This window comes from Streptomyces sp. SCA2-17 (genome assembly GCF_044336695.1).
The window spans coordinates 3,865,863-3,881,179 of sequence record NZ_CP117521.1; the positions used below are offsets into that span (position 1 = coordinate 3,865,863).

Consider the following 15,317-nt stretch of genomic DNA (forward strand, 5'->3'; position numbering starts at 1 on the left):
CGGCTCGGCCGCCGGCGGCTCAGCCGTTGATCACGTGCGGGACGAAGCGCGCGTACTCGTCCGTGATCAGGCCCGACGACTCCCGGATGCCCAGCCCCGCCGGCTCCCCGTCGACCACCCACGCGCCGAGGACCGTGCGGTTGCCGTCGAAGTCCGGGAGGGGGCACAACTGCTGGTAGCAGCACGGCTCGTCGCGCAGGACGGGGGCCGCTCCCGGCTCGTGCAGGGTGATGCCCGCGCCCTCGCGGCCCAGCAGCGGCTTCGCCGCGTAGCCGCCGGTGCGCGCCAGCTCGCGGGGGCCGCCGGTGTGGGCGGGGAGCAGGTTGGGGTGGCCGGGGTGGAGCTCCCACAGGATTGCCAGGAGCGCCTTGTTGGACAGCAGCATCTTCCACGCCGGCTCGATCCACAGCGTGGACCCCGTACCGCCGCCGTTGTCGAGCGTGTCCAGCGCGTGCGGGCCGAAGCGGTCGTCCGTCAGCCACTCCCACGGGTAGAGCTTGAAGCAGGCGCGGATGAACGCGTACCGCTCGTCGACGAAGCGGCCCGAGAGGGCGTCCCAGCCGATGTTCTCCATGGAGATGGCGCGGGTCGCGAGGCCGGCCTGCTCGGCGGTCTCGCGCAGGTAGGCGACCGTCATCAGGTCCTCGCCGAGCTCGTCGGCGGAGGAGTGCGCGAAGTGCAGCGGCGCGCCGGGCGGCAGCAGCGGGGCCTGGCGCCGCCAGGCGTCGACGAGGCGCTCGTGGAGCGAGTTCCACTGGTCGAGGCCGGGGAAGCGGTCCTCCATCCAGAACCACTGGGCGCTCGCCGCCTCCACCAGGGAGGTCGGCGTGTCGGCGTTGTACTCCAGCAGCTTGGCCGGGCCGCCGCCGTCGTAGCACAGGTCGAAGCGGCCGTAGAGGGAGGGCAGTTCGCCGCGGCGGTGCCAGGACTCGGCGATCAGGGCGGTCAGCCGCGGGTCGGTGAGGCCGAGCTCGGCGAAGCGGTCGCGCGCCACGATGTGCGCGGCGGCCTCCAGGCACATCTCGTGCAGCTCGGCGACGGTCTCCTCCAGGGCCTCGACCTCGGGGAGCGTGAAGGAGTAGTACGCGCTCTCGTCCCAGTACGGGCGCAGGGAGCCGTCGGGGAGGCGGGTCAGGGGGTAGATCACCCCCTGCTCCTCGACGGTGGCCTGCCAGCCGGGGCGGGGCTCGGTGCGGTGGCGGCGCATGCGGTCAGCCGCCGCCGGAGCCGGAGTTCGAGCAGCCGAAGCCGCCGCGGTCGACGGCCTGGCTCTTGCTGAACGTGCCGCTCTTGGCGAAGCCGTCGGAGCGGTTGGAGCCGTAGTACCAGCGGCCGGAGGAGGCGCTGGTGGACGAGCCGCCGCTGGAAGAGCCGCTGCCGCTCTTGTTCGAGCAGGCCTTGGGGTCGAGGAGGCGGTAGCCGCCACGGCCCGCGTCGTAGCTGTACGGGTCGACGCAGCGCTTGTCCGGCTCGGACCCGCAGGAGGTGAGGGCGGCGGCGAGCGCGCCCATGCTGCCGAGGACGACCGTGGAGGAGCGCAGTCGGCGCCGCGTCTTCCGGGCCTTCCCGGGTATTCCCGGTATGTCTTCTTTTTCTGCCGTTGCTTCTGTCGTTGTTTCTGCCATGCAGATGACCCCCGTCATGTACTGCTCATGTCGTGCAGGCCCCTCACCCTAAAGGGCGCATCCGGCCGCCCGACGGCGGGGATGCACCCGCGCGGCCCCGGGCGGCCTACAGTCGGACGATGCTTCTCGGGATGCTGTGCGCGCTGGGTTCGGCGGTGTGTTTCGGCACCGCGTCCGTCCTGCAAGCCGTCGCCGCACGGGCGTCCGCGCCCGGCAGCGGTTCGGGCGTGGACCCCGTCCTGCTGCTGCGGGTGCTGCGGCAGTGGCGCTATCTGGCGGGGCTCGCCCTGGACGCCGCGGGCTTCCTGCTGGAGCTCGTCGCGCTGCGCTCCCTCCCCATCTACGCCGTGGGCGCGGCCCTCGCCGCGAGCCTCGCGGTGACGGCGGTCGTGGCGTCGCGGGTGCTGCGGGTGCGGCTCAGCGGCATCGAGTGGGGCGCGGTGGCCGTGGTGTGCGGGGGCCTGGCGATGCTGGGGCTCGCTTCGGGCGCGGAGGGCGGCGGCACGGGCTCCGCGGCCCTGCGCACCGGCACGCTGGCCGTGGCGGCCGGCGTCCTGGCCCTGGGCGGGGCGGCCGGGCGGCTGCCGGGCCGGGCCCGGGCGGCCGCGCTCGGCCTGGGCGCGGGCCTCGGCTTCGGCGTGGTGGAGGTCGCCGTCCGGCTGATCGACGACCTCTCCCTCGGCACGCTGCTCCGCAACCCTGCCGCGTACGCCCTGCTGCTCGGCGGCGGCGCGGCCTTCCTGCTGCTGACGTCGGCCTTGCAGCGCGGCTCGGTGACGGCCGCGACGGCCGGCATGGTCATCGGCGAGACCCTCGGCCCGGCCCTCGTCGGCATCGTCTGGCTCGGCGACCGCACCCGCCCGGGCCTGCTCCCCCTCGCCGCCGCGGGCTTCGCCCTCGCGGTCGCCGGCGCGCTGGCCCTGGCCCGCTTCGGGGAGGGCGGCGAGGGCGCTACGGTCGAGACATGAGGCTGGGATCCGCCGAGGCGCGGGCGCGCTTCGCGGCGGCGCCGGTCGCCCGCCTGGCCACGGCCGACGCGGCGGGCGTGCCGCACCTCGTCCCGGTCACGTTCGCCGTGGCCGGGGACACGCTGTACTTCGCGGTCGACCACAAGCCGAAGCGCACGCGGGACCTCCGCCGCCTGCGCAACATCGCACAGAACCCCCGCGTCAGCCTCCTGGTTGACCACTACGCCGACGACTGGACCACCCTGTGGTGGGCCCGGGCGGACGGCCTGGCCACGATCCGGACGACCCCGGCACAGGACGCCCCCGCGCCGGCCCTGCTGGCGGAGAAGTACCCCCAGTACCGCACCCACCCGCCGCAAGGCCCGCTCGTGGAGGTCGAGGTAGCGACGTGGAGCGGCTGGGCCTTCACAGCCACCGGCTCCTAGGTGCCCCCTTCACGCCCGGCACGGCGAAGGCCCCGCCTTCCCCCAAGGGAAGACGGGGCCCGCGTCGTGCGAACCGGACCGGAGGTCAGAAGCGGCGCGTGATCAGCGCTCGCTTGACCTCCTGGATCGCCTTCGTGACCTCGATGCCACGCGGGCAGGCGTCCGTGCAGTTGAACGTCGTGCGGCAGCGCCACACGCCGTCCTTGTCGTTGAGGATCTCCAGCCGCTGCTCGCCGGCCTCGTCGCGCGAGTCGAAGATGAAGCGGTGGGCGTTGACGATCGCCGCCGGGCCGAAGTACTGGCCGTCGTTCCAGAACACCGGGCACGAGGACGTGCACGCGGCGCACAGGATGCACTTGGTGGTGTCGTCGAAGCGCTCGCGGTCCTCGGCGGACTGCAGGCGCTCGCGCGTCGGCTCGTTGCCCTTGGTGATCAGGAAGGGCATGACGTCGCGGTAGGCCTGGAAGAACGGCTCCATGTCGACCACGAGGTCCTTCAGGACCGTGAGGCCCTTGATGGGCTCGACCGTGATCGGCTTGGCGGGGTTGATGTCCTTGATCAGGGTCTTGCACGCGAGGCGGTTCTTGCCGTTGATCCGCATGGCGTCGGAGCCGCAGATGCCGTGCGCGCAGGAGCGGCGGAACGTCAGCGTGCCGTCGACATCCCACTTGATCTTGTGCAGGGCGTCGAGGACGCGCTCCTTCGGGTCGATCTCGACCTCGAAGTCCTGCCAGTGGGCCTCGTCCGAGATCTCCGGGTTGAACCGGCGGATACGGAAGGTGACCGTGATGTAGGGCGAGGCCGCGGATTCGGCCTCGACCTTGTCGAGAGTCGCGGTGCTCATCAGTACTTACGCTCCATCGGCTGGTAGCGGGTCTGGACGACCGGCTTGTAGTCGAGGCGGACCGAGTCCTTGCCGTCCGCGTCGACCTCGCGGTACGCCATGGTGTGGCGCATGAAGTTGACGTCGTCGCGGTTGGGGAAGTCCTCGCGGTAGTGACCGCCGCGGGACTCCTTGCGCGCCAGCGCGGACACGGCCATGACCTCGGCCAGGTCGAGCAGGTTGCCCAGCTCGATGGCCTCCAGCAGGTCGGTGTTGAAGCGCTTGCCCTTGTCCTGGACGGACACGTTCTTGTAGCGCTCGCGCAGCTCGGCGATCTTCTCGACGGCCGTCTTGATGGTCTGCTCGGTGCGGAAGACCATGACGTTGGCGTCCATGGTCTCCTGGAGCTCCTTGCGCAGCTCGGCGACCCGCTCGTTGCCGGTGGAGTTGCGCAGCTGCTCGACCCGCTCGGCGACGAACTCGGCCGGGTTCTCCGGCAGCTCGACGAAGTCGGCCTTCACGGAGTACTCCGCGGCGGCGATGCCCGCGCGGCGGCCGAAGACGTTGATGTCGAGCAGCGAGTTGGTGCCCAGGCGGTTGGCGCCGTGCACGGACACGCAGGCGACCTCGCCGGCGGCGTAGAGGCCGGGGACGACGGTGTCGTTGTCGGCCAGCACCTCGCCCTCGACGTTGGTCGGGATGCCGCCCATGGCGTAGTGCGCGGTGGGCTGGATCGGGATCGGGTCCGTGTAGGGCTCGATGCCGAGGTAGGTGCGCGCGAACTCGGTGATGTCCGGCAGCTTGGCGTCCAGCTGCTCCGGCGGCAGGTGGGTGAGGTCGAGGTAGACGTGGTCGCCCTCGGGACCGCAGCCGCGGCCCTCGCGGATCTCCGTGTAGATGGAGCGCGAGACGACGTCGCGCGAGGCGAGGTCCTTCATGACCGGCGCGTACTTCTCCATGAAGCGCTCGCCGTCCTTGTTGCGGAGGATGCCGCCCTCACCGCGGGCGCCCTCCGTCAGCAGGATGCCCATGCGCCAGATGCCCGTCGGGTGGAACTGGAAGAACTCCATGTCCTCCAGCGGCAGGCCGCGGCGGAAGCAGGCCGCCTGGCCGTCGCCCGTGAGCGTGTGGGCGTTCGACGTCACCTTGAAGAACTTGCCGGTGCCGCCGGAGGCGTAGATGACCGCCTTCGCCTGGAAGATGTGGATCTCGCCGGTGGCCAGCTCGTACGCGACGACGCCGGCGGACTTCTTGACGCCGTCGACCTCGGTGATCAGCTGGTCCAGGACGTAGAACTCGTTGAAGAACTCCACGCCCTCCTTGACGCAGTTCTGGTACAGCGTCTGGAGGATCATGTGGCCGGTGCGGTCCGCGGCGTAGCACGCGCGGCGGACCGGGGCCTCGCCGTGGTTGCGGCTGTGACCGCCGAAGCGGCGCTGGTCGATGGTGCCGTCCGGGGTGCGGTTGAACGGCAGGCCCATCTTCTCGAGGTCGAGGACCGCGTCGATGGCCTCCTTCGCCAGGATCTCGGCGGCGTCCTGGTCGACCAGGTAGTCACCGCCCTTGATCGTGTCGAAGGTGTGCCACTCCCAGTTGTCCTCCTCGACGTTCGCGAGGGCGGCGGCCATGCCGCCCTGGGCGGCGCCGGTGTGGGAGCGGGTCGGGTAGAGCTTGGTGAGCACCGCGGTGCGGCTGCGCTTGGTCGACTCGATGGCCGCGCGCATGCCGGCGCCGCCGGCGCCGACGATGACGGTGTCGTACTTGTGGATCTTCATGGTGTCGTCAGCCCCGGGCTCTAGCGGATGTTCGGGTCGAAGGTGAAGATCACCAGCGTGCCCAGCAGGACGGTGAACACCGTGGCCGCGTACAGCAGGTTCTTCAGCCAGAAACGGGTCGTCGCGCGCTCCGCGTAGTCGTTGATGACCGTGCGGAGGCCGTTGGCGCCGTGGAGCATCGCGAGCCAGAGCATGACCAGGTCCCAGGCCTGCCAGAACGGCGAGGCCCAGCGGCCGGCCACGAAGGCGAAGCCGATCTTGCTGACGCCGCCGTCGAGGACGAGCTGGATCAGCAGGTGGCCGAGGACCAGGACGACCAGGACGATGCCGGACAGCCGCATGAACAGCCAGCCGTACAGCTCGAAGTTGGTGCGCGTCGTCTTCGGGGTCTTCTTGGTGCGCTTGCGCGGCGCCTCGATGACCGGGGCCGGGTTGTCGACGTCGTAGAGGGAGACGTCGTGCGCGGCGGCGGTGGCGGGGGTGGTTTCAGCAGACATTTCGCGACTCAGCTCCCGAACAGCGTGCGCAGCGTGTGCTGGAGCACGGGGTAGAAGGCGCCGCCCATCAGCACGACCCAGATTCCGACGACCCACCACAGCATCTGCTTCTGGTGCCGCGGTCCCTTGGACCAGAAGTCCACCGCGATGATGCGGAGGCCGTTGAGCGCGTGGAAGAGGATGGCGGCGACGAGGCCGTACTCCATCACATTCACGACGGGCGTCTTGTACGTCGCGACGACGTCGTCGTACGCCTCGGGGGAGACGCGGACGAGAGCGGTGTCCAGGACGTGCACGAACAGGAAGAAGAAAATGAGGACGCCGGTGACTCGATGAGCCACCCAGGACCACATGCCTTCCCGGCCGCGGTACAGCGTTCCAGCCGGCACGGAAAACCCTCCGGGAGCGGGGATCAGGGCCTGCCGGCTTCTCTGTCGGTCGGGCCCGGCCGGGTACGGTCCACCGGCCCTGGCCATCGTAGCGACGCCTTGTCGGTTCGGCGTCCCGGGGTCCGCAGGTGTGATCAAACAGGCATGTGCGGGCCGGTCAAGGGCCGGAAGGAGTGATTCCGGGGGGTCGGACGACACCCGTTTGACCTGCGATGTTCGACTGAATGGGTGTTATGTCCCGCAGGGCCGGACGGTACGGGGCCGGGGCGGCGGGGTGTCCGGCGCGAGCCGGGCGAGCCGGCCGCGGGCGAGGCGGGCGAGCTCGGCGGCGGTGACCGCGGCCTCGTCGGCCGGGGCGGCGGCCAGGCGGGTGTGCAGGGCGGCCAGGGAGCGGTCCAGGGCCTCGCCGGGGCGGCAGCCGTCCAGGCACAGCACGAAAACGTGGCCGAACCGGTGCTCGTAGGCGGCGTGGGCCCGGCGCAGCGCGCGGCGGGCCGCCTCGGTCGCGGGGGAGGGCGGGGCGGGTGTGCGGCCGGGGCTCGTGAACAGGTGCGGGGGGACCGTCTCGTCGGCCAGCGCCTCCGCCAGGTCGGCGGGGGAGAGGGCGCGGGCGGCGTGCTCCGCCGTGCTCAGCAGGGTGCGCAGGTCGGGGTAGGGCCGCAGGTCGGCGAGGCGGCGGGCCCAGCGGCGGCTCCCGCAGCAGGCGAGGAGCGCGGCTTCGGCGGCGCCCGGGGCGGCGGAGTTGAGCCGGTCGAGGCCGTGGCGGTCCGGGCCGTGGCGGTCGAGGTAGGACAGCGCGATCCCCCCATCTCCGGCGAGCGTCCCCCGTCTGCCGGCGAGGAGCCGAACCGGGCCGCCACCGTAGCGACGCCTACCGGACACCGGCCGACCGGTGCAGGAATTTCATTCGGACGGGGGCGGTTCGCGGCGCGCGGTGGACGGGGACGGCCTCTTAGCGGACAAAAGCCTCTACTTTTGGAGCAAGTGACCGAAAGGTCGTATAAAGGGAGGCTTGCTCCATGGGACTGCGCCTCAGGACGAAACGGGCTTCGGCCGTCCGCGGGACCGTCTGCGCCGGCGTCCTCCTCGTCACCATGACGCTGATGGGCTGCCCCCGCGAGGGCGGCGGCCACCGGCCGAGCCAGGACGACTCGCGCTCTCCGGGCGCCTCCTCCGCCTCCCCCTCGGCGCCCAGCTCGCCCGCCCGGCAGTCCGCCGCACAGGCCCCCGTCCCCGCGGGCATCCCCCGCGCGATCCCCGCCGTCCGCTCCGCCGAGGCCGCCCCCGGCCCCGGCTGGCGGCCCGTCGACGGCGCGCGCGTGATCGCCTCCGGCCCGCTCGCCGACGAGGGCCGCCGGCTGGCCGGCGAGCTGCACTTGCAGTACGCGGCGGCGGGCCCCGCCCGCTCCGGCGACGTCGAGCTCGCCCAGCGCCCCGGCAGCTCCGGCACGGGCCCGCTCGCGGCCGAGGGGTACGAGCTGACCGCCCGCGACGGCAAGGTGCTGGTCGCCTCGGCCGGCGAGGCCGGCGTGTTCTACGGCACGCGCACCCTCCTCCAGGCCGTGCGCTCCGGCGGCGGGCTCCCCGAAGGCGTCGTCCGCGACGCCCCCGACCGCGCCCAGCGCGGCCTCCACCTCGACATCGCCCGCAAGCACTTCACCGCCGGCTGGATCGAGGCCCGGCTGCGCGAGCTGTCCGCCCTCAAGCTCAACCAGCTCGCCCTGCACTTCTCCGACGACCAGGGGTTCCGCATCGAGAGCGACTCCCACCCCGAGATCGTCTCCAAGCAGCACCTGACCAAGGCCGAGGTCCGCCGCATCGTGGCCCTCGCCGAGTCCCTGCACGTCACCGTCATCCCCGAGCTCGACTCGCCCGGCCACCTCGGCGCGGTCATCGCCGCCCACCCCACGCTGCAACTGCGCGACGCCTCGGGCACCGCCGCCCGCGGCGCGATCGACATCGCCAACGCCGACTCCGCCCGCATCGTCGACGACCTGCTGCGCGAGTACGCCCCCCTCTTCCCCGGCCCGTACTTCCACCTCGGCGCGGACGAATACCGCGCCCTGATGGCCAAGAACCCCGAGGCCTCCTACCCCCGCCTGGCCGCCCGCGCCAAGGAGAAGTACGGGGCCCGCGCCCGCGTCCAGGACCTGGCCACCGGCTGGCTCAACGACCGCGCCGCGTTCGTGCGCACCCTCGGCAAGAAGGCCAAGGCCTGGAACGACGGCTTCTTCCCCGGCGGCGTCGTCACCGCGAAGAAGGACATCGAGGTCGAGTACTGGACGGGCAAGGAGATCGGCGCCCGCGCCCCGCAGGACTACCTGAACGAGGGCCGCACGCTCGTCAACCTCAACGACGAATACCTCTATTACGTCCTCGGCGAGCCCAACCAGTTCACGTACCCGACCGGCCAGCGGATCTACGAGCAGTGGTCGCCGGCCGTGCTGCGCGGCACGGCCCCGGTGCCGGCGCCCGCCGGGCCGGACCGGGTGGCGGGCGGCCGGCTCGCCGTCTGGTGCGATCGCGCGGCCGCGCAGACGCCGCAACAGGTCGCGGCAGGCATCCGCCTGCCGCTGGCGGCGACCGCCCAACGCTTGTGGGACGCGCGGCGCCCGACGCTGCCGTGGCGCGACTTCGCCGCGCTCGACGCGCGGCTCAGGTAGGCGGCCACGTACGGGTACGGGTGGCGCAGGATTCCGCCGGACCCTCGCCGTGGTGGCGGGGCGCCGCGGCGGCGGCTTGAAGGGTGGCGGGCGCCACCCTTCACCGGCCCCGGCAGGTCAAGGATGCTGCCGCATCCTTGAATCCGCCGCCGCGGCGAGCAACCGAAACGGCGGTCTCCGGCGGCGCCGAAGCCACCGCAGCCCGTACGGCACCGCCGAGCGCCGCCGCGGCGCCCCGCGGTGCCGAAGCCACCTGAACCCGTACAAGCCCGGCCAAGGGATCCGCGGGCGCGCCCGGCGCGTGCGACCCTCCCTCCGGAGGGCCTAACCTCCGGGGGGAAGGCACGCGCATCCGAACGAGGGCCCGATGAAGATCGAATTCCTGCTGCACAACGCGTACGGCATCGGCGGCACCATCCGCTCGACCGTCAACCTCGCCGCCGCCCTCGCGGACCGGCACGAGGTCCGGATCATCAGCGTCAACCGGCCCGTGGACGAACCCGAGCTGGCCATCGACCCGCGCGTGCGCCTGACACCCCTGGTCGACCTGCGCGAGGGCCACGAGGCCGACGAGTACGACGCGCCCCTCAACCAGCAGCCCAGCGCGATCTTCCGCGACGAGCGCATCGACAACGGCCGCATGGCCTCGACCGCCCTCACCGACGAGCGCGTCCGCGACCACCTCGCCGCCACCGACGCCGACGTCGTCATCGCCACCCGCCCCAAGCTCATCGGCTACCTCGCGACGTACGGCGCGGACCGCTACCTGCGCCTCGGCCAGGAGCACCTCACGCACGAGGCCCACGTCCCCGAGCTGCACGCGGTGATGGACCCGGCGATCTCCGCCCTCGACGCCTTCGCCACCGTCTCCGAGGCCGACGCCGGGCACTACCGGGAGGCCCTCCCCGACGCCCGGGCGCGCATTCTCTCCATCCCCAACGCCGTCCCGGCCCCCGCCGCGGAGCCCTCCGACGGCACCTCCCGCCTGATCGTCTCCGCGGGCCGCCTCGTCGCCGTGAAGCGCTACGACCGGCTGATCGCCGCCTTCGCCAAGGTCGCCGCCGAGCGCCCCGAGTGGCACCTGCGCATCTACGGCCGCGGCCCCGCCAAGGCCAAGCTGCGCAAGCAGATCGAGGAGCTCGGCCTGTACGAGCGGATCACGCTCATGGGCGCCCGCTCGCCCATCGAGACCGAGTGGTCCAAGGGCGCCGTCGCCGCCGTCGCCTCCGACGCCGAGTCCTTCGGCATGACGATCGTCGAGGCCATGCACGCGGGCCTGCCGGTCGTCGCGACGGACTGCCCGTACGGCCCGCGCGAGATCCTCACCGACGGCACCGACGGCGTGCTCGTGCCCCTCGACGACGCGGGCGCCGTCGACGCGTACGCCGACGCCCTGCTGAAGGTCACCGGGGACGCCGGGCTGCGCGCCCGCCTCGGCGCCGCCGCCCGCGAGACCGCCGGCCGCTACGAGCCCTCCCGCATCGCCGCCCGCTACGAGGAGCTGTTCGAGGAGCTGCGCCCGGGCTCCACCACCGCCGCCGAGAAGAAGAAGGGCCTGTTCGGCGGCCTCTTCGGCGGCGGCCGCAAGAAGCAGCCGGCCGCGGCCGCCCCCGCCCCCGGCGCCGTCGCCCACCCGGGCGCGCGCTGTGCCGTCGCCGCCGACGGCTCCCTCGTCGTCCGCCTGCGCGCCGACGAGCTCACCGCCGCCGACACGCACCTGCTGCTGCGCCACCGCGGCACCAAGGGCAAGGAGGCCGTACGCGTGCCGCTTCCCGCCCGCCGCGAGCCCGGCACCTGGGTCGAGGCCCGCCTCGACCGCGCCGCGCACACCCTCGCCGAGGGCCGCTGGGACACCTACGCCGAGCGCTCCGGCGACAAGTCGCGCCGCCGCCTGACCGCCGCGCTCGTCGAGCAGAAGGGCCTGCTCGGCCTGGACCTCGCGCAGACCGCGGCCGGTGTCGCCGCCGCCGTCCCGTACGAGACGAGCGACGGCTTCCTCGCCGTCCGCACCTGGCTGCGCCCCCAGCACGCCGAGGCCGCCGAGGTGACCGTCGGCGCCGACGGCATCCGCGTCGCCGTCCGGGCGTACGGCACCGAGCTCGGCGAGGGCGGCGAGCTGATCGCGCGGCTGCGCCACGGCGACGGCTCGGCCGGCGACGTCCGCGCACCGCTGGAGGGCGGCTCGGGGACCCTGCCCTACGAGCCGATGCAGCAGCGGCAGAAGCCGGACGAGGAGCAGGACCTGTGGGACCTGTGGGTGCGGCCGAAGGCGGGCGCGGCACTCGTGCGCGTCGGCCGGCTCGCCGGCGACTTCGCCGACCGCAAGGGCGTCGACACCTTCCCGGGCGCCGTCCGCGGCGAGGTGCGGCTGCGCCCGTACTTCACGGTCACGAACGACCTGACGATCACGGTGAAGGACGTGGCGAAGGATGTGACGGGGGAGGACGCGTAGGGCTTGCGCGGGCCTGGTCCGGCGGATCTCCGCCGGGCCGCGACGCAGGTCGTTCGACGCAGTGCGTTCGACGCGGTCGAAAACTTTCCTCCGCCGCCACGGCGCGCGACCACGACGGCGAGGGTCCGGCGGAATGACCGGCCGGGGACCCGGCGCGTTACGTCATGACCCGCCGGGACGGCAGACGGCCGGGGCCGCCACCCCCCACAGGAGAGGCCCCGACCGCCGTCCGGTGCGAACCCTGGTGGGGCCCACATCTCCTACAGCGCCGCAGGCCATCAATTCGTCACACTGTCACACCGGCCGGTCCGCGGCCCCCGCGCTGTGGCCCCGGTGACCCTTTCTGGACGTAGCCGGGTCACTGCCCGTAACGTGCGGGTCCGCGCCGCTGCCGGTGCGCATCTCTCGCTTGTTGGTCCCAGCGGCCGGGCAAACCGGACGAACCGGAAGCCGGCCGCTCCCAGGGGGTTCTCACCTATGTATCCGTGCGGTAACTGCCGCGCCGCCGCCGTCGGCCCGGACGGCCGCTGCGCCGCCTGCGGTGCCTACCAGCAGCAGGCCGCCGGCATGGCGCCCGGCCCCGCGCCCGCCTACCCGTACGCCCCCGTGATGCCCGCCGCTCCGATGCCCGTCGGCGGCGTCGACCTGCGCCGCGGTCTGCGGATCGCGCTGATGACCGTGCTCGGCGTGAGCACGGCAGTGTTGCTGTTCGTCTTCTGGACCGACACCCAGACGCGCATGGCCCTCCAGGACATGCTCGACAACGGCGTGACCTCCACCACGGAGCAGGACATCCAGGACACGGACGCCGCGGCCACGATCGCCGCGGTGCTGAACTTCGTCACCCTGGCCGCCTCGGCCGCGCTGTGGGCCGTCTGGTTCCGCCGGGCCCGCATCAACGCCGAGTTCTTCGCCCCCGGCAGCCACCGCTTCGGCATCGGCTGGGCGGCGGGCGCGTGGTTCACCCCGGTCGTCAACTTCTGGTTCCCCAAGCAGATCGTCAACGACATCTACAAGGCGAGCGTCCTGCCGGGCGCCCGCGCCCCCAAGGGCCTGCTCAACGCCTGGTGGACGGTGTGGATCGCCTCCGGCGTCTGCGCCGTGGCCTCGTCCGCGATGAGCGCCGGCGCCGCCGCGCGCATCGCCGCCAAGGGCTACGACGGCTCCTCCTGGCGCGACGACGTCGAGGCGCTGAAGAACGCCGCGAACGTCTCCGCCTTCGGCACGCTGCTGATGATCGTCGCCGGCGTCCTGGCCCTCCTCGTCGTCCGCCAGCTCGGCGCCCTACAGGAGCGGCGCGCGACGGCGGGCCCGGCCGCCGCGCCCGGCATGCCGGGGATGCCCGGCGCACCGGTGCACGCCGGCATGCCGTACGGCGCCCCCGGGTACACCCCTGGGCAGCAGCAGCCCGGCGGCCCCGCGGCCGGCTGGCCCCACCCGCCGCAGAATCCTTACGGCAGCGGGCCGGCGGGCTACTGAGCCACGGAATCTCCGAGTGGTGCAGGATGAGGGCGTGCAGGGGGACGACGCCGAGCTGACGGCCGCGGTGAACGCGGCCCAGGGTGGGGACGAGACGGCATTCCGTACGGTCTACCGCTCCGTGCAGCCCCGCCTGCTCGGGTACGTGCGGACGCTCGTCGGCGAGGCCGACGCGGAGGACGTGGCCTCGGAGGCGTGGCTGCAGATAGCCCGCGACCTCGGCCGCTTCAGCGGCGACGCGGACCGCTTCCGGGGCTGGGCCGCACGGATCGCGCGCAACCGCGCCCTGGACCACATACGCATGCGCGGCCGGCGCCCGGCCATCGGCGGCGACGAGAGCGAGCTCGCCGGCCGCGCCGCCGACGCGGACACCGCGGGGGAGGCACTGGAGGCCCTCGGCACGGGGAACACCCTCGCGCTGATAGCGCAGCTCCCGCAGGACCAGGCCGAGGCCGTCGTGCTGCGCGTCGTCGTCGGCCTCGACGCGAAGAGCGCGGCCGGGGTGCTCGGCAAACGCCCGGGCGCGGTGCGCACCGCCGCCCACCGCGGGCTGCGCCGGCTGGCCGAAATGGTCACGGCGGGAACCGGCGGGGTCGACGCGGCGACCGGGACCATGGGGGCGAACGGATCGGTGCCGGCGGGGAAGCGGGTCACCGACACCGTGCCCCAGCAGCGGCGGGCACTTCCCGGGGACCACCCCGGAGCGAACGCTTCTGCCGGTGTGACGCAAATGCGTGCTCGGACGCAGAAGGACATGTGATGGCGGACGACCACCGGTACGACTGGCTGGAAGACTGGCTGGACGACGACGCCGTGGAGCGCTTGCTGAACGGCTCGCCCGCCGCCGGTCCGGCACGAGGCAGCGCGGCTGCCGACCAGGATGCGATGACGGGCCCGGCCGGCGGCCGCGCCCGTACGAAGGAGAAGGCGGACGGGCACGAGGGCGAGGACAAGAACGCGGACGGGGACGAGGCTGTACGGGAGGGCTCGGCTGTACGTGACGGCATGTCGGATGGCGACGGTTCGTCGGGCGGCGACGGTTCGTCCGTAGGCGACGGCGCTTCCGCCGGCCCCGCCCCGGGCGGCACCCTCGTACCGGCCGAGGCCGAGCGGCTCGTCGCCGCGCTCCGGGAGCTCGTGCCGCCGCCCGCCGCGGCAGGCGTGCCGCTGCCCGGGGAGGAGGCCGCGCTGGCCGCGTTCCGGGAGGCGAGAGCCGCCACGCCCGCAGCGGCCACCTCCGCCGCGCCCGAGCCCTCCGTCCGGCTCGGCGCCGCTCCCGCCACCCCCGCCCCTTCCCTCGCCCGCCGCTTCTTCCCCCGCTGGCAGCCCGTCAAGGCCGCGCTGGCCATGGCCCTCGCGGGCTGTGCGATCGGCGGGGTCGCGGTGGCCGCCGGCGCGGGCGTGCTGCCCGCGCCCTTCGGCCGGGCGAGCGGGGAGCCCGCGGCCGCGCCCAGCGTGTCCGCCTTCGGCGACGACCCCGCCACCGGCGTCTCCCCCGACGGCCGCCGCGTGCCCGGCGCGTCCCCGTCCCGCGGCCGGGACGGCAGCCCGAGCGGCCCGGGCACCCCGGACGGTTCCGGCAGCTCCGCGCCCGGCGCGGGCAGGAGCCGGGGGCCCGGCGGCAAGAACGAGCCCGGCGACTCCCCGTCCGCCTCGCCGCTCCCCGGCAAGAGCAAGGGCGGCGACAAGGACGACGACGGCCGCGGCGACGCCGCCAAGCCCGGCACGGCCTGGGCCGTCCGCATGTGCCGCGACTACCTGGACGCCCAGCAGCACCGCGGCAAGGCCGTCGACGAGGACGACGTCCGCACCCTGGAGCGCTCCGCCGGCATCGGCAGCGCCGTCGACCTGCGCGCCTTCTGCGAGCGCCTGGTCAAGGCGGACGACGCCAAGGCATCCGGCGGGCTCACCGGCGGCCGGACCGGCACCGGCAAGGGCGGCGGCACCGGCGACGGCGACAGTCAGAACGGCGGGCCGAACGGTGTGTTCCGCCTTGTGCCGCCCGTCCGGAGCAGTACGGGTTTCGGTGCTCCGGCCCCCGGTGTGACGTTTTCCGACCCCGCGGCGCTGTAGTAAATGAAGCCGACTGGTCATCGGCTGCGCACGAGCCGGAGTTCCCCCCATACCGTCGGCTCCTGCGCATCGGCGCGGGCGGAGCTCTTCCCCCGGCTCTGCCCGCGCCCCCCTCTCTTCCGCCCGTCCCGCCGCTAGAGTCCGGTGG

The 15,317-nt window shown here is 73.5% G+C and carries 14 protein-coding genes; 7 read left to right on the plus strand and 7 right to left on the minus strand.

The genetic code is table 11. The features are described 5' to 3' along the window. Window positions 1-19: 19 nt before the first annotated feature. Window positions 20-1,207: a glutathionylspermidine synthase family protein gene (locus PS271_RS17470; protein ID WP_398382787.1), complete on the minus strand. Its 1,188-nt coding sequence runs from the start codon at window positions 1,205-1,207 to the stop codon at window positions 20-22. Window positions 1,208-1,211: 4 nt separating this feature from the next. Continuing rightward, entirely contained in the window at window positions 1,212-1,625 is a 414-nt protein-coding gene (locus PS271_RS17475; RefSeq protein ID WP_398382789.1) for a hypothetical protein, read from the minus strand. 119 nt (window positions 1,626-1,744) lie between these two features. Between PS271_RS17475 and PS271_RS17480 the strand changes: the two genes are divergently transcribed. Next, on the plus strand, window positions 1,745-2,593 hold the full coding sequence (locus tag PS271_RS17480) for a hypothetical protein (protein WP_398382790.1): 849 nt from the start codon (window positions 1,745-1,747) through the stop codon (window positions 2,591-2,593). Further along, window positions 2,590-3,018 carry a TIGR03668 family PPOX class F420-dependent oxidoreductase gene (locus tag PS271_RS17485; RefSeq protein ID WP_398382791.1) on the plus strand — a complete coding sequence of 143 codons (429 nt, stop codon included), beginning with the start codon at window positions 2,590-2,592 and terminating at the stop codon, window positions 3,016-3,018. The genes PS271_RS17480 and PS271_RS17485 overlap by 4 nt, the downstream gene beginning before the upstream one ends. A gap of 85 nt (window positions 3,019-3,103) precedes the next feature. Here the strand turns inward: PS271_RS17485 and PS271_RS17490 are convergent, their stop codons facing one another. From PS271_RS17490 to PS271_RS17510, 5 genes are all read right to left on the minus strand, one after another. Further along, window positions 3,104-3,862 (minus strand): succinate dehydrogenase iron-sulfur subunit, encoded by a 759-nt coding sequence (locus PS271_RS17490; protein WP_398382792.1) that lies wholly within the window; start codon window positions 3,860-3,862, stop codon window positions 3,104-3,106. Next, on the minus strand, window positions 3,862-5,616 hold the full coding sequence (sdhA, locus tag PS271_RS17495; RefSeq protein WP_398382794.1) for a succinate dehydrogenase flavoprotein subunit: 1,755 nt from the start codon (window positions 5,614-5,616) through the stop codon (window positions 3,862-3,864). The genes PS271_RS17490 and sdhA overlap by 1 nt, the downstream gene beginning before the upstream one ends. Before the next feature lie 20 nt (window positions 5,617-5,636). After that, window positions 5,637-6,113, minus strand: coding sequence for a succinate dehydrogenase hydrophobic membrane anchor subunit (locus PS271_RS17500; protein ID WP_120756893.1), 477 nt, complete (start codon window positions 6,111-6,113; stop codon window positions 5,637-5,639). Window positions 6,114-6,121: 8 nt separating this feature from the next. Continuing rightward, a complete protein-coding gene (gene sdhC, locus PS271_RS17505; protein ID WP_043190173.1) occupies window positions 6,122-6,502 on the minus strand; it encodes a succinate dehydrogenase, cytochrome b556 subunit in 381 nt (126 codons plus the stop codon). Window positions 6,503-6,733: 231 nt separating this feature from the next. Then, window positions 6,734-7,303, minus strand: coding sequence for a 2-oxo-4-hydroxy-4-carboxy-5-ureidoimidazoline decarboxylase (locus PS271_RS17510; RefSeq protein ID WP_398386902.1), 570 nt, complete (start codon window positions 7,301-7,303; stop codon window positions 6,734-6,736). Window positions 7,304-7,521: 218 nt separating this feature from the next. On the opposite strand from PS271_RS17510, the gene PS271_RS17515 reads away from it, so the two are divergent. The 5 genes from PS271_RS17515 (at window position 7,522) to PS271_RS17535 (ending at window position 15,169) form a co-directional block, all read left to right on the plus strand. Continuing rightward, entirely contained in the window at window positions 7,522-9,165 is a 1,644-nt protein-coding gene (locus tag PS271_RS17515; RefSeq protein ID WP_398382796.1) for a beta-N-acetylhexosaminidase, read from the plus strand. 367 nt (window positions 9,166-9,532) lie between these two features. After that, the gene (locus tag PS271_RS17520) at window positions 9,533-11,617 is read left to right on the plus strand and encodes a glycosyltransferase family 4 protein (protein ID WP_398382797.1); all 2,085 of its coding nucleotides are present in this window, start codon (window positions 9,533-9,535) and stop codon (window positions 11,615-11,617) included. Window positions 11,618-12,094: 477 nt separating this feature from the next. Next, window positions 12,095-13,096, plus strand: coding sequence for a DUF4328 domain-containing protein (locus PS271_RS17525; RefSeq protein ID WP_398382798.1), 1,002 nt, complete (start codon window positions 12,095-12,097; stop codon window positions 13,094-13,096). A 16-nt stretch (window positions 13,097-13,112) separates the two neighbouring features. After that, window positions 13,113-13,856: an RNA polymerase sigma factor gene (locus tag PS271_RS17530; protein ID WP_398382799.1), complete on the plus strand. Its 744-nt coding sequence runs from the start codon at window positions 13,113-13,115 to the stop codon at window positions 13,854-13,856. Beyond that, window positions 13,856-15,169, plus strand: coding sequence for a hypothetical protein (locus PS271_RS17535; RefSeq protein ID WP_398382800.1), 1,314 nt, complete (start codon window positions 13,856-13,858; stop codon window positions 15,167-15,169). The genes PS271_RS17530 and PS271_RS17535 overlap by 1 nt, the downstream gene beginning before the upstream one ends. Window positions 15,170-15,317 lie beyond the last annotated feature (148 nt).

Coding starts and splice junctions, on each gene's coding strand:
- PS271_RS17480 (WP_398382790.1), top strand. CDS start 1,745: ATGCTTCTCGGGATGCTGTGCGCGCTGGGTTCGGCGGTGTGTTTCGGC.
- PS271_RS17485 (WP_398382791.1), top strand. CDS start 2,590: ATGAGGCTGGGATCCGCCGAGGCGCGGGCGCGCTTCGCGGCGGCGCCG.
- PS271_RS17475 (WP_398382789.1), bottom strand. CDS start 1,625: ATGGCAGAAACAACGACAGAAGCAACGGCAGAAAAAGAAGACATACCG.
- PS271_RS17525 (WP_398382798.1), top strand. CDS start 12,095: ATGTATCCGTGCGGTAACTGCCGCGCCGCCGCCGTCGGCCCGGACGGC.
- PS271_RS17520 (WP_398382797.1), top strand. CDS start 9,533: ATGAAGATCGAATTCCTGCTGCACAACGCGTACGGCATCGGCGGCACC.
- PS271_RS17490 (WP_398382792.1), bottom strand. CDS start 3,862: ATGAGCACCGCGACTCTCGACAAGGTCGAGGCCGAATCCGCGGCCTCG.
- PS271_RS17515 (WP_398382796.1), top strand. CDS start 7,522: ATGGGACTGCGCCTCAGGACGAAACGGGCTTCGGCCGTCCGCGGGACC.
- PS271_RS17535 (WP_398382800.1), top strand. CDS start 13,856: ATGGCGGACGACCACCGGTACGACTGGCTGGAAGACTGGCTGGACGAC.
- PS271_RS17500 (WP_120756893.1), bottom strand. CDS start 6,113: ATGTCTGCTGAAACCACCCCCGCCACCGCCGCCGCGCACGACGTCTCC.
- sdhA (WP_398382794.1), bottom strand. CDS start 5,616: ATGAAGATCCACAAGTACGACACCGTCATCGTCGGCGCCGGCGGCGCC.
- PS271_RS17470 (WP_398382787.1), bottom strand. CDS start 1,207: ATGCGCCGCCACCGCACCGAGCCCCGCCCCGGCTGGCAGGCCACCGTC.